This is a genomic window from Myroides gitamensis (assembly GCF_029894455.1).
Classification (GTDB): domain Bacteria; phylum Bacteroidota; class Bacteroidia; order Flavobacteriales; family Flavobacteriaceae; genus Flavobacterium; species Flavobacterium odoratum.
Window position 1 is genome coordinate 721,864 of record NZ_JARYHN010000001.1, and the last position, 14,041, is coordinate 735,904.

The window sequence follows — 14,041 nt, forward strand, 5'->3', positions numbered from 1 at the left end:
TAAAATTATGGAAACAGTACATTATATAAGTTCAGATGTATTTACAATTGAAAAATTAAATGAGATTATCACCCAAGACCAAAAGTTGGATATCTCAGAAGAAGCGCGTGCAAATATTGTAAATTGTCGTGCCTATCTGGACAATAAAATGGAAACACAAAAAGATCCAATCTATGGAATTAATACCGGATTTGGATCGTTATGTGATGTAAAGATCAACGATAGTGATTTAACGAAATTACAAGAGAACTTAATGAAATCTCATGCTTGTGGTACAGGTGAAATTGTGCCAAATGAGATTGTGAAAATTATGTTGTTGTTGAAAGTTAAATCGTTGAGCTATGGTAATTCTGGGGTTCAATTAGAAACGGTAGAACGCTTAGTTGATTTCTTTAACCACGATATTTTACCTGTTGTGTATACACAAGGATCTTTAGGGGCATCAGGAGATTTGGCGCCTTTAGCACATTTAACGTTGCCTTTGATTGGTGAAGGAGAAGTAGTGTATGAAGGATTCAGACAACCGGCAAGTAAAGTGTTGGAGAAAATGGGATGGAAGCCTATTCAGCTGAAATCAAAAGAAGGATTGGCTTTGCTTAACGGAACGCAGTTTATGAGTGCTTACGGATGCTATGTGATGATTAAATCAAGAAAAATGTCTTATTTGGCAGATTTAATTGGAGCGGTTTCTTTAGAAGGTTTTGATGGGAGAATCGAGCCGTTTAATGAATTGATTCACCATGTAAGACCACATCGTGGGCAAATTGAAACAGCTTCTTTCTTTAATGAAGTATTAGAGGGATCTGAATTAATCGCGCGTCATAAAGAACACGTACAAGATCCATATTCATTCAGATGTATTCCACAGGTGCACGGAGCATCGAAAGATGCTATTGAATATGTGAGTAAAGTATTTAAAACCGAAATCAACTCGGTAACAGATAATCCTAATGTATTCTATAAAGAGGATTTAGTGGTGTCTGGAGGAAACTTCCATGGACAACCTTTAGCGTTGGCTTTTGATTTCTTGGGAATTGCTTTGGCTGAGTTAGGAAATATTTCGGAAAGACGTACATATCAGTTGATTTCAGGACTGAGAGGATTACCTGCTTTCTTGGTGTCTGATCCAGGATTGAATTCAGGATTTATGATTCCTCAATATACAGCTGCGAGTATCGTAAGTCAAAACAAACATTTAGCAAACCCTACAAGTACAGATAGTATTGTTTCAAGTAATGGGCAGGAAGATCACGTGAGTATGGGAGCAAATGGAGCTACGAAAACGTTGCGTATCATTGATAATCTAGAGCGTATTTTGGCTATCGAGTTATTCAATGCAGCACAAGCGTTAGAGTTTAGACGTCCGGCTAAATCAAGTGAGTTTATCGAATCATTTATTAAGTCTTACCGCGAAGAGGTGCCTTTTGTTTCAGAAGATCGTATTCTACATTATGATATTGAAAAAACAATTGCATTTTTAGGAAGCTTTCAAATCGATTTAGAAGAATAATATTGGTTTTTTAAAACCGTTGATATAAAAGCTGCATCTTTTTCTAAAAAAGAGATGTGGCTTTTTATTATATTGTTATCTTTGTTTTACGTTGTACAAAATAATTTATCATCGTTGATTACAAGCAATAAATTAAAAATACTGAACGATCCAATTTATGGATTTATTTCTATTCCCAATTCATTCGTTTATGATTTGATAGAGCATCCTTATTTTCAAAGATTAAGAAGGATTTCTCAAATGGGAGTGTCTTATTTGGTTTATCCTGGGGCACATCATACTCGTTTCCACCATGCTTTAGGCTGTATGCACCTGATGCAGAAAGCTGTACAAGTACTCCGTTTTAAAAATATCGCTATCTCTGAAGAAGAAGAAACTGCCTTATACGTGGCTATTTTGTTGCACGATATCGGACATGGTCCGTTCTCGCATGCAATGGAAGAAAGTATCGTAGAAGGGGTGCATCACGAGGCGATTTCTCTTTATTTTATGCATCAATTAAATAAAGAATTTAATGGAAAACTCGATTTAGCTATTCAGATTTTTAAAGGAGAATACCACCGTCAATTTATGTTGCAATTGATTTCTAGTCAGTTGGATATGGATCGCATGGATTACCTAAAAAGAGATAGTTTTTACAGTGGAGTTGCGGAAGGAGATATTAATTCAGAGCGATTGATTCAAATGCTTAATGTTGTGGATGACCGATTGGTTGTAGAGGAGAAGGGAGTTTATTCCGTAGAAATGTTTTTAGTTGGACGCCGTTTGATGTATTGGCAAGCTTACCTACATAAAACAAGTGTTTGTGCGGAATTAATCTTAGTGCGTATTTTAAAACGCGCCAAAGAATTAGTCAGCAAAGGAGTAAAACTGTGGGGTAGTCCAGCCTTGTTGTTTTTCTTAGAACACAAAGGAGAGTTTGTAGATTTTGAACAAACTGCTTTAGAGCAATTTGCCTTGTTAGATGATTCAGATATTGTTAGTGCATTAAAATCGTGGCAGTTTCACGACGATTTTGTCTTGGCTCAGTTGAGTAAGATGATCGTTAATCGAAAATTGTTGCGTATAGAAATTATAGAAGACAAGAAATTAGTTAAAGAAGAATTGAAAAAACGTTTAGAAGACGTTCAGACCAAAAATAAAATTTCGGCAGAATGGGCGAGCTACTTTGTGTTTAAAGGAAAGGTTAGGAATCAGGCTTATAGCAAGGATAAGGAGCCGATTATGATTGTGAGAAAAGATGGACAAGTTGCGGATGTTTTATCCGTTTCGGATCAATTAAATCTCAAAGCGTTAACCAAACCAGTGACAAAGCACTTCGTTTGTTATCCAAAAAGCGTTTTTGAAAGTTAATTTTCAATTATATTTTATATTTTTGCGGTGATGAAAATAACAGCAGAACAAATAGCGTCAGTATTAGGAGGAGAAATAGTTGGTAATCCTCAAGTAGAGGTATCTACATTAGCTAAGATTGAAGAAGGGGCAAAAGGCTCTATTTCGTTTTTGGCCAATCCAAAGTATGTCCATTATATCTACACCACTCAGGCATCGGTTGTCATTGTGAATAAAACATTTGAACCGGAGCATGAAGTGGAAGCAACATTAATTAAGGTTGATGATGCATATAAAGCTTTCTCAAAACTCTTGGAATATTACAACCAAGTGAAATTAATGAAATCTGGAATTGAACAACCTAGCGTAATCTCGGAAGGGGCTACGTATGGTACAGATTTGTATTTAGGGAGCTTTTGCTATGTAGGGAAAAATACAAAAATTGGAAACAACGTAAAAGTGTATCCAAATACCTTTATTGGAGATAATGTAGAGATTGGCGATAATACCGTGCTGTTTGCAGGAGTGCGTATTTATTCAGAATCAATTATTGGATCGGGTTGTACGCTTCATGCAGGAACTATTGTAGGATCAGATGGATTTGGTTTTGCGCCAAATGGAGATGGAACCTATAGTAAAGTACCACAAATTGGAAATGTTATCATTGAAGATAATGTTGAAATTGGTGCTGCAACAACAATTGACCGCGCAACTTTGGGGTCAACCATTATCCGTAAAGGAGTGAAACTAGACAATCAAATTCAAATTGCACATAACGTTGAAATCGGTGAAAATACCGTTATTGCTTCCCAAACTGGAGTAGCAGGATCAACGAAAATTGGCAAAAACTGTATGATTGGCGGACAAGTGGGGATTGTTGGACACTTAACAATTGGAGACAATGTTAAGATTCAAGCACAATCAGGAGTAACAAAGAATTTAGAATCGAATATTGCTGTTCAAGGATCACCAGCTATTGGCCATACTGATTTCTTAAAATCATATAGCCATTTTAGAAATCTACCGAAAATCGTAGATGACCTAGACATGCTAAAGAACGAAAAATAGTAACCGATCGAAATACAAAAAGATTTTATTATGGTTAAGCAAAAAACCATCCAAAGTGAAGTTACCTTAGAAGGAGTTGGATTACACACAGGACAAAATGTTATCATGACATTAAAACCTGCGCCAATTAACAATGGGTTTACTTTTGTCAGAGTGGATTTAGAAGGGCATCCCGTTATTGAAGCAGATGCAAATTATGTTGTTAATACACAACGCGGTACAAACTTAGAGAAAAAAGGAGTTCGTGTTCAAACTACAGAACACGTATTAGCGGCTTTCGTAGGGTGCGACCTTGATAACGTGATTGTTGAGTTGAATGCATCTGAACCACCTATCATGGATGGATCATCCAAGTATTTTGTTGAAGCCGTTGAAAAAGCGGGTGTTGTTGAACAAGATGCAGAAAGAGACGAGTACATCGTAAAAGAAGTAATCTCTTATGTAGATGAAGCAACAGGTAGTGAAATCATTGTAATGCCAGCGGATAGTTATCAAGTAACAACGATGGTTGATTTCGGTACAAAAGTTTTAGGTACACAGAATGCTACTTTAAAAGATATGAATGATTTTAAAGTGGAAATTTCTGAAGCACGTACATTCAGCTTTTTACATGAATTAGAAGCTTTGTTAGCAAATGGATTAATTAAAGGAGGTGATTTAAATAATGCTATCGTTTATGTGGATAAAGAGATTTCTCCAGAAACGATGGGACATTTGAAAAAAGCTTTCGGTAAAGAAGAAATTAGTGTAAAACCAAATGGGGTTTTAGACAACTTAACTTTACACTATCCAAACGAAGCAGCAAGACATAAATTATTAGATGTAATTGGAGATTTAGCTTTAATCGGTACTCGTATTAGAGGAAAAGTAATTGCTAATAAACCAGGACATGCTATCAATACAGGTTTCGCTAAAAAAATGTCGAAGATTATTCGCAATGAAAAGCGCAACCAAGTACCTACCTATGATTTACATCAAGAGCCTTTGATGGATATCGTTAAAATCATGGAATTTTTACCACATAGACCTCCGTTCTTGTTGGTAGATAAGATTTTAGAGATGTCGAAAACGCATGTGGTTGGATTGAAAAATGTAACAATGAATGAGTCTTTCTTCGTTGGACACTTCCCAGGAGCGCCAGTTATGCCAGGTGTATTAATTTGCGAGGCAATGGCTCAATCAGGAGGAATTTTAATCTTGAGTACTGTTCCAGATCCAGAAAATTACTTAACGTATTTCATGAAAATGGATAATGTGAAATTTAAAAACAAAGTTACCCCAGGGGATACTTTAATTTTTAAATTAGAATTAATTACGCCTATTCGCCGTGGAATATGTCATATGCAAGGTTATGCCTATGCTAATGGAAAACTAGTAGCTGAGGCTGAGCTAATGGCTCAAATATCAAAAGTTAAAAATTAAATATAAATAGTATGAATCAGCCTTTAGCATATGTTCATCCAGGAGCAAAAATAGCTAGAAATGTCGTAATAGAACCATTTACTACGATTCATAATAATGTGGAAATTGGCGAGGGAACTTGGATTGGTTCTAATGTAACCATCATGGAAGGTGCTCGTATTGGAAGAAATTGTAAAATTTTCCCTGGTGCTGTAATTTCTGCTGAACCACAAGATTTAAAATTTGAAGGTGAAGTAACTACTGTTGAAATCGGAGATAATACAACCATTCGTGAGTGTGTTACCATCAACAGAGGGACAAGAGATAGATATAAAACAGTAATTGGACAAAATTGCTTGATTCAAGCATATAGCCATATTGCGCATGATTGTATTGTTGGAGATAATTGTATTTTCTCTAACTCAAGTACTTTAGCTGGACACGTGACAGTTGGAGACTTCGTTGTGTTAGCAGGATTAGTTGCTGTTCACCAATTCTGTACCATTGGATCACATTCTTTTGTAACAGGTGGTACTTTAGTTCGTAAAGATGTACCTCCTTATATCAAAGCAGCAAGAGAGCCAATTTCTTATGCTGGAATCAACTCTGTTGGTTTACGTAGAAGAGGGTATGAACCCGAAAAAATTAGAGAGATTCAAGAAATCTACAGAATTTTATTTCAAAAGAACTATAACACAAGTCAAGCACTAGAGATTATAGAAACTGAAATGGAAGCAACTCCAGAAAGAGATGAGATTCTTATGTTTGTTCGCAATAGTTCAAGAGGAATTATGCGTGGATATTCAGGAATGTATTAATAATAAAATAAAGACTTAAAAAATGGCAACAACTTCAGATATTAGAAATGGTTTGTGTATCCGTCATAACAATGACATTTACAAGATTACAGAATTCTTACACGTTAAACCAGGAAAAGGACCTGCATTTGTTAGAACAAAAATGAAAAGTTTGACAAATGGAAAAGTATTAGAAAATACATTTTCTGCTGGTCATAAAATTGAAACAGTACGTGTTGAAACACATAAATTTCAATACTTATACCCAGAAGGAGATCAGTTTCATTTCATGAATGTTGAATCTTACGAACAAATTACTTTACTAAAAGATATTTTAGATGCTCCAGAATTATTGAAAGAAGGAGAAATGGTAATGGTTCAAATTAATACTGATACAGATTTACCTCTTGCTGTAGATATGCCAGCTTCTGTAATTTTAGAAGTAACATACGCAGAGCCAGGTGTAAAAGGAAATACTGCAACGAATGCTACTAAACCAGCAACAGTTGAAACAGGAGCTTCTGTAAACGTACCTTTATTTATCAACGAAGGAGATAAAATTAAAATCGATACAGCTACAGGTTCTTATATCGAGCGTATCAAAGAATAGTCTATAAATAGTCTAAGAAGAAAAGATGCGTTTTTCAAAAGTTCAAGATTTACAAACTATAGCCGAAATTATCGGTTGTAAATTCGTAGGGTCAGCTGATTTTCCGGTGTACGGGATGAATGAAATTCACGTAGTACAAGAAGGAGAAATAGTATTTGTGGATCACCCTAAATACTATGATAAAGCCTTAAATTCTAATGCAACTATTGTCCTAATTAACAAGGATGTGGAATGCCCAGAAGGGAAAACTTTATTGATTTCTGACGATCCATTTAGAGATTTTAATAAGTTGTCAACTTATTTCAATCCATTCAAACCTGCTACGCAATTGCAAGCAAAAGATGCAGTGATTGGCGAGGGTACAGTAATTCAACCAGGAACTTTTGTTGGAAACAATGTGGTGATTGGAAAAAACTGTTTGATTCATCCAAATGTTGTTATCTACGATGGTACAGTGATTGGGGATAACGTAGTTATTCACGCGGGTACAATCTTAGGAGCAGATGCATTCTATTACAAAAAGAGACCAGAGGGATTTGATCCATTGATTTCTTGTGGTAGAGTCGTGATTGAAGATAACGTTGGTATTGGAGCAGCTTGTACAATCGATCGCGGTGTAACAGGTGATACAACCATCAAAGAAGGGGCTAAAATTGACAATCAAGTACATATTGGACACGACACTGTTATTGGTGTGCGTTGTTTAATTGCAGCTCAAACAGGAATTGCAGGATGTGTTGTGATTGAAGATGAGGTAACGCTTTGGGGGCAAGTAGGTACAACAAGTGGAATTACCATTGGTACAAAAGCGGTTGTTTTAGCACAATCAGGTGTTTCTAAGAGCTTAGAAGGAGGAAAAGTCTACTTTGGATATCCTGCAGAAGAGTCAAGAGAAAAGCTAAAACAAATGGCTAATATGAAAAAAATACCATCTATTTTAGAAGATCTAAAGAGATTAGAGAAATAACTAGGAGTAGAGGAAAAGAATAGATAATTAATCGATAATTGTTAAGGCTTATTTAACGAAGATTGCACCTAAAAAGTTTTAAAGCTGATTAGAATTGTTTATTTTTGTAGGAAGTAAGTTTTAAAAATAAATTAAAAACAAGATCATGAGTGTTTTAGTAAATAAAGATTCAAAAATAATCGTTCAAGGATTTACTGGAAGCGAAGGTACTTTTCATGCTTCTCAGATGATTGAATATGGAACAAACGTTGTAGGTGGTGTAACTCCAGGAAAAGGTGGAACAAGCCATTTAGATCGTCCAGTATTCAATACAGTATCAGATGCTGTTGAAAAAGTAGGTGCAGATACATCTATCATTTTTGTACCGCCTGCATTCGCTGCAGACGCTATTATGGAAGCTGCAGACGCTGGTATCAAAGTAATTATTTGTATTACTGAAGGTATTCCAGTAGCGGATATGATTAAAGCTTATGACTACATTAACACAAGAGACTGTAGATTAGTAGGACCAAACTGTCCAGGAGTTATCACTCCAGGTGAAGCTAAAGTTGGTATTATGCCAGGTTTCGTATTCAAAAAAGGAACTGTAGGAATCGTTTCTAAATCAGGTACTTTAACTTACGAAGCTGCTGACCAAGTAGTAAAAGAAGGTTTAGGAATTACTACAGCAATCGGAATAGGTGGAGATCCAATCATTGGAACTACAACAAAAGAAGCTGTACAATTATTAATGGCTGACCCTGAAACAGAAGCAATCATCATGATTGGTGAAATCGGAGGACAGTTAGAAGCTGACGCTGCAAGATGGATCAAAGAAAACGGAAACAAAAAACCAGTTATCGGATTCATCGCTGGAGAAACTGCACCTAAAGGAAGAACAATGGGACACGCTGGTGCTATTGTAGGTGGAGCAGATGATACAGCTGCTGCTAAGAAAAGAATCATGAGTGAGTGTGGAATTCACGTTGTTGATTCTCCTGCTGAAATCGGGAAAAAAGTAAAAGAAGTTTTAGGTTAATCCTAGGTTCAAATATAAAAAAGCCACATCAAAGATGTGGCTTTTTTTGTTTACGGTTAACAGTGTACAGTCAACTGTAAACAAAAAAAAAGCGGTCATATGACCGCTTTTTTTATTATCTCAATTGAGCTCCTATATTATTTTCTAATTGGTATTGGATTTTACCCATAATCTTCTCAATCTGGCTTTCAGTAAGTGTTTTAGTACTGTCTTCCATTAAGATTGAAATCGCATAGGATTTCTTACCGTCTTCAATTTTATCGCCTTGGTAAACGTCAAATAACGTAACATCTTTAATGATGGCTTTATCTACTTGTTTAACGATATTGAAGATTTCATCGAAGGTTACTTTTTCATCCAATAGTAAAGCGTAATCTCTTTTTACCGTTGGGAATTTATTCAAATCGGTAAATTTGATTTTGCTGCTTACTAATTTTAAGATTGCATCCCATTTAAAATCAGCGTAGCTAACCTCTTGTTTGATGTCAAATTGCTTTGTTATGGCCTTTTTAAGGACTCCAAAGTCAACAATCGCCTCTTTACCTACAAAATAAGTAATCCCTTCTGAGAACGCGTCATTTTCTGTCGGTTGCGTTGTGAACTTCGTTAAGCCTAATCGACTTAAGATACTCAAGATATATCCTTTGAATTCGAAGAAGTCGCTTGGTTTTTGTTGAGAGTTCCACGAAGCTGGAGTACTATTACCCGTTACAAATAGAGCGAAGTGTTTATTCTCTTCGAAGTTGTTCAACATCTTGTGGTAGGTTTTACCAAATTCGAATAAACGTAAATCGCTGTTTTTTCTATTGATATTGTAAGAAATAGACTCTAAACCACCAAACAATAAAGATTGTCTCATTACAGATAGATCTGTACTTAATGGGTTTACGATATCTACTTGATAGCTCTTGTTGATACTTTCTGTTAGATTACTATACTCTGGCGTAGTCAATGAATTGTTCATGATTTCGTGGAATCCTTGAGCAACCAATTGATTTGCGATGATATTTTGAACGCGGTGATCTTCTGTTCTTGAACTATTTGAGATTGTTGCGTTTAATTTTGAAGAGAAGCTAATGTTGTTGTATCCATACACACGTAGGATTTCCTCAATAACGTCAATTTCTCTCGTTACATCTGCGCGATAAGCAGGAACGGTAATTCCCAATCCAACATCAGACATGCTGTGTACTTTGATATCTAGCGAAACTAAAATCGTTTTGATTGTTTCTTTAGAGATATCTTCTCCTAAGATGCGGTTGATGTTATTGAAATTCAAGAATACCGAATGATCTTCTACTCTCTTAGGGTATAAGTCAACGATATCCGATGTAATTTCACCACCAGCTACACTTTGAATTAATAGAGCCGCATGTTTTAATGCGTATTCCGTAATAGATGGATCAATTCCTCTTTCAAAACGGAAAGATGAATCAGTATTTAAACTATGTCTTTTTGCTGTTTTTCTAACGCTAACTGGGTTGAAGTATGCACTTTCTAAGAAGATAGTTGTTGTGTTTTCTGAAACGGCAGATTTTAATCCACCAAACACACCAGCGATACACATTGGTCCATTTTCGTCACAAATCATCAAATCATCTTGATGTAAGGTGCGTTCTACTCCGTCTAAAGTAACGAATTTCGTTCCTTCAGCCACTGTTTTTACAATAACTTTACTTCCTTTGATTTTAGCTGCGTCAAAAGCATGTAAGGGCTGTCCTAAGTCGTGTAATACGTAGTTTGTTACGTCTACAATGTTGTTTTTAGGTGTAATACCAATGGCTTTTAAGCGATTTTGTAACCATTCTGGAGAAGATTTTACTTCAATTCCAGAAATGGTAACCCCACAATAGCGTGGTGCTTTTTTGTAATCATCAACGATTACATCCATTTTAAGGGTTCTGCGCTCTACTTTGAATTTACTTACAGCAGGTGTAATTAATTCTTTGTGTGGAGTTTCTATTTTTGGATTTTGTAAAAGACCTGCACGCAAATCTCTAGCAACGCCCCAGTGGCTCATTGCATCAGAACGGTTTGGTGTAAGTCCGATTTCAAAAACTTGATCCGTTGTAATATTGAAGATTGTAGCAGCAGGAGTTCCAGGAGCAATAGACTCATCTAAAACTAAGATTCCACTTCCATCTGTTCCGATGCCTAATTCAACAGCAGAACAAATCATCCCGAAGCTATCTTCTCCTCTGATTTTACCTTTTTTAATTTGAAATGCATTTCCTTCAGCATCGTACAACTCTGTGCCAATAGTTGCAACTGGTACTTTCTGTCCAGCAGCTACGTTTGGAGCACCACAAACGATTTGTACAGGTTCCCCCGTTCCTAAATCAACTTTTGTAACATTTAGTTTATCTGCATTGGGGTGTTTACTGCAAGATAATACATGTCCTACAACAACTCCTCTTAAACCTCCTTTTAAGCTTTCATATTGAGTAATTCCCTCAACCTCAAGACCTAAATCCGTAAGAATTTCTGATGTTTCTTCTGGCGTGATGTCTAACTTAATGAATTGCTTTAACCAATTGTATGAAATATGCATTCGAAAATAATTTTATTGTAGGCAAATATACGGATTGCCTTAGTTTAAGTGAAATAAATTTGGTGTTAATATTTAAAATCTAAAGTTCGTATTATTATAAGAACTTTTTTCGGATTGACTCACTGGGAATCATACATTGATCTTTTTTCCCGTACCATTTGTAGCGATTTTTTGCTATATAATCATAAAGCGAATCGGCTAATTTGGTAGGTAAAATCAGAAAAATTGTCAATAGCGAATGCCAACCACCAAGATATTTGGCAATCATCAATGCAGCTTGTGACTTGACGTAATAAGCTTCTCCAGGTATGTATAGTACAATACTGTCTGTTTGTGCGCGATCTACACCAATTTGCTGTAGAATTTTTTGTCCCAATTCCGAATCCAATGAGGTAAATCGGAATTGATCTTGTCGATCTGCGGCAATCACCTTTTTGACTACATTGTCACATAGGTTGCATACGCCGTCAAAAAGAACAATTTTTTTGTTTTTAGGGAGTTCTTCTATCATTTTTTACGCTCTACCATTTCAAGTTGATCTATGTTTACTTTTGACGTAAAGAAACCATAATTCACCGTAGCGGTTTTCTTTTCAATACTGTCAATCGTTCCAACAGCTCTTCCTTCAAGCATTCTAACGCGATCACCAACTTTAAGTGGAAATTTCGTCTTATTGCTCTCTTCTTGCTGTTTTTGAATCTCTTTTTTCTCTTTCTTCTCCTTGCGAATAACTTCTACTTTTTTCTCTACTTCTTGGAGTAAAGCTTTTTGTTCCGTCTCTTTTTTCTTTTTCTCCTGAAGGGTAACTTTTTTGCGCTTGGAGTTTTCAATTTCAACTACTTTGAGCAATTCACTAAATAGGGTCTTTTTACTCTTGTTGTTGAAGTATTTTTCGGATAAGTCATCTAATTTCTGACCCAGATAAACCAAACGTTGGTTGGAATCATATAATTCTTGGTAACGCTCTAGCTTATCTTGAACTTTTGCATTGATGCCCTCTAATTTTTTGCTTTCTTCTCTTGCCTTTGTTTCTTCTTCTTTTAGGTTTTGAGAGGTGCGTTCCAGTTTGTGTCTTTCCTTCTGTAAATTGGCAATGGTTTTGTCGAAGCGAACTTTTTCCGTTTCTACTTTCTTCTTTGCTCGGTTGATTAAACTAAAAGGAATACCATTCTTTTGTGCGACTTCAAAAGTAAAGGAACTACCTGCTTGACCGATATTCAATTTGTACAGGGGTTCTAACGACTTTTCGTCAAAAAGCATATTAGCATTGGTAGCATCAGGTAATTGATCTGCTAAGATTTTTAAATTCGTATAGTGGGTGGTAATGATACCATAAGCCTCTCGATCATAGAATTCTTCTAAGAAAACTTCGGCTAATGCACCTCCTAATTCTGGATCAGATCCTGTTCCGAATTCATCTATTAAAAATAAGGTATTTGAATTACATTTCTTCAAAAAATAATTCATATTTTTTAATCGATAGCTATAAGTGCTTAAATGATTTTCAATCGATTGATTATCACCAATATCCGTTAAGATGCGATCAAATAAAAATGTATGACTGCGTTCGTGTACCGGAATTAATAATCCCGATTGCAACATCAGCTGTAGTAATCCAACGGTTTTTAACGTGATACTTTTTCCTCCTGCATTTGGTCCTGAAATCACAATGATTCGACTGTCTTGTTCCAATTGAATCGTCTGTGGATGCGTAACCTTTCTCTTTTCTTTGTTGTTTAACCACAAAATAGGATGGTAGGCTTCTCTGAAATACAGACTCTTTTCTTCGCGTATTTCAGGGAGTAAGCCATTGATCTTTAGTGCATATTTTGCCTTTCCTGCGGTAATGTCAAGTAAACTCAAATATTGGGTATACTCCAATAATAACGTTCTGAATGGACGAATACTGTTGGTTAGCGTTTTTAAAATGCGAACGATTTCTTCTCGTTCTTCGTATTCTAAATTGTTGAGCTCTCTCGAAAAATGCAAGGTCGCTTCTGGTTCAATATAAATGATACTTCCCGTTTTGGACTGCCCTAAAACACTTCCCTTAACTTTTCGACGGTGCATAGCTATTACCGCTAATACACGTCGGTTATCTACAATAGTTTCTCGAATATCATCAAGATATCCCGCGCTGTTGTATTGAGATAAGGCATAACCAAAACTCTGGTTAATCTTACCGCGAACCAAATTAATGCTCTTGCGAATCGATAATAAATCTACCGAAGCATTGTCTTTAATCTCCCCATATTTATCCAGTACATTTTCAATTTCTTTTAAAATGCTCTTTTCTAAGGTTAGGGTAGCGGTATCTGAAGAGAGATAAGGATAATAATCACTGAATTTTTTGAAATAGGTGATTAAATTACTCGTTGTCTCTGTTAGGTTATATATCTTTTTAAAACTACTTACTTCTAGGAAGCTGTCTTCAATGCCTAAGAATTTTAGTTCATAGTCAATCCCTTCAAAATAATGATTGGGAATAACGTTGTTGTTGGTAAAAGAAGCTAAATATTCTGAGGTTTGTTGGAGGGCATGTAAAGTTTGTTCTTTTGTTTTGTACGGAACAATCTCCATGGCCAGTTCCTTTCCGCTTTCTGTCACACAGAGATTGGAAACGAAAGTTAAAACGGTATTAAATTCTAAATCTTGTAAAGTCTTTGTATTAATCGATGTCATGTGTTACAATGAGATTATCTAGCAAAAATACTACTTATTTATGTAAAAAAAGAGAGAAGAGCGATAAAGATACGCGGTAATTCGCTAGGCAAAGATGGGAATGGA

General features: G+C 35.8%; 11 protein-coding genes. 8 read left to right on the forward strand and 3 right to left on the reverse strand.

Annotation, left to right across the window (positions count from 1 at the left end; all coding sequences use genetic code 11):
* Positions 1-7: 7 nt before the first annotated feature.
* The 8 genes from hutH to sucD all read left to right on the forward strand — a co-directional run bounded on the left by hutH (position 8) and on the right by sucD (position 8,703).
* A complete protein-coding gene (hutH, locus tag M2306_RS03240) occupies positions 8-1,510 on the forward strand; it encodes a histidine ammonia-lyase (RefSeq protein WP_259187954.1) in 1,503 nt (500 codons plus the stop codon).
* 114 nt (positions 1,511-1,624) lie between these two features.
* Positions 1,625-2,863: an HD domain-containing protein gene (locus M2306_RS03245; RefSeq protein WP_259187955.1), complete on the forward strand. Its 1,239-nt coding sequence runs from the start codon at positions 1,625-1,627 to the stop codon at positions 2,861-2,863.
* Between the two features lie 30 nt (positions 2,864-2,893).
* On the forward strand, positions 2,894-3,910 hold the full coding sequence (lpxD, locus tag M2306_RS03250) for a UDP-3-O-(3-hydroxymyristoyl)glucosamine N-acyltransferase (RefSeq protein WP_259187956.1): 1,017 nt from the start codon (positions 2,894-2,896) through the stop codon (positions 3,908-3,910).
* 30 nt (positions 3,911-3,940) lie between these two features.
* The gene (locus tag M2306_RS03255) at positions 3,941-5,332 is read left to right on the forward strand and encodes a bifunctional UDP-3-O-[3-hydroxymyristoyl] N-acetylglucosamine deacetylase/3-hydroxyacyl-ACP dehydratase (RefSeq protein ID WP_115090729.1); all 1,392 of its coding nucleotides are present in this window, start codon (positions 3,941-3,943) and stop codon (positions 5,330-5,332) included.
* An 11-nt stretch (positions 5,333-5,343) separates the two neighbouring features.
* Entirely contained in the window at positions 5,344-6,129 is a 786-nt protein-coding gene (gene lpxA / locus M2306_RS03260; RefSeq protein ID WP_002985650.1) for an acyl-ACP--UDP-N-acetylglucosamine O-acyltransferase, read from the forward strand.
* Between the two features lie 22 nt (positions 6,130-6,151).
* The gene (gene efp / locus M2306_RS03265) at positions 6,152-6,718 is read left to right on the forward strand and encodes an elongation factor P (RefSeq protein ID WP_115090728.1); all 567 of its coding nucleotides are present in this window, start codon (positions 6,152-6,154) and stop codon (positions 6,716-6,718) included.
* A 25-nt stretch (positions 6,719-6,743) separates the two neighbouring features.
* Positions 6,744-7,685: a UDP-3-O-(3-hydroxymyristoyl)glucosamine N-acyltransferase gene (locus tag M2306_RS03270; protein WP_259187957.1), complete on the forward strand. Its 942-nt coding sequence runs from the start codon at positions 6,744-6,746 to the stop codon at positions 7,683-7,685.
* A 145-nt stretch (positions 7,686-7,830) separates the two neighbouring features.
* Positions 7,831-8,703, forward strand: a complete 873-nt coding sequence (sucD, locus tag M2306_RS03275; protein ID WP_115090727.1) for a succinate--CoA ligase subunit alpha — start codon at positions 7,831-7,833, stop codon at positions 8,701-8,703.
* Positions 8,704-8,818: 115 nt separating this feature from the next.
* On the opposite strand, the gene pheT is transcribed toward sucD, so the two are convergent.
* From pheT to M2306_RS03290, 3 genes are all read right to left on the reverse strand, one after another.
* Positions 8,819-11,254, reverse strand: coding sequence for a phenylalanine--tRNA ligase subunit beta (gene pheT, locus M2306_RS03280; RefSeq protein ID WP_259187958.1), 2,436 nt, complete (start codon positions 11,252-11,254; stop codon positions 8,819-8,821).
* A 94-nt stretch (positions 11,255-11,348) separates the two neighbouring features.
* Positions 11,349-11,765, reverse strand: coding sequence for a thiol-disulfide oxidoreductase DCC family protein (locus M2306_RS03285; RefSeq protein WP_115090725.1), 417 nt, complete (start codon positions 11,763-11,765; stop codon positions 11,349-11,351).
* Entirely contained in the window at positions 11,762-13,936 is a 2,175-nt protein-coding gene (locus M2306_RS03290; protein ID WP_002985638.1) for an endonuclease MutS2, read from the reverse strand. The genes M2306_RS03285 and M2306_RS03290 overlap by 4 nt, the downstream gene beginning before the upstream one ends.
* Positions 13,937-14,041 lie beyond the last annotated feature (105 nt).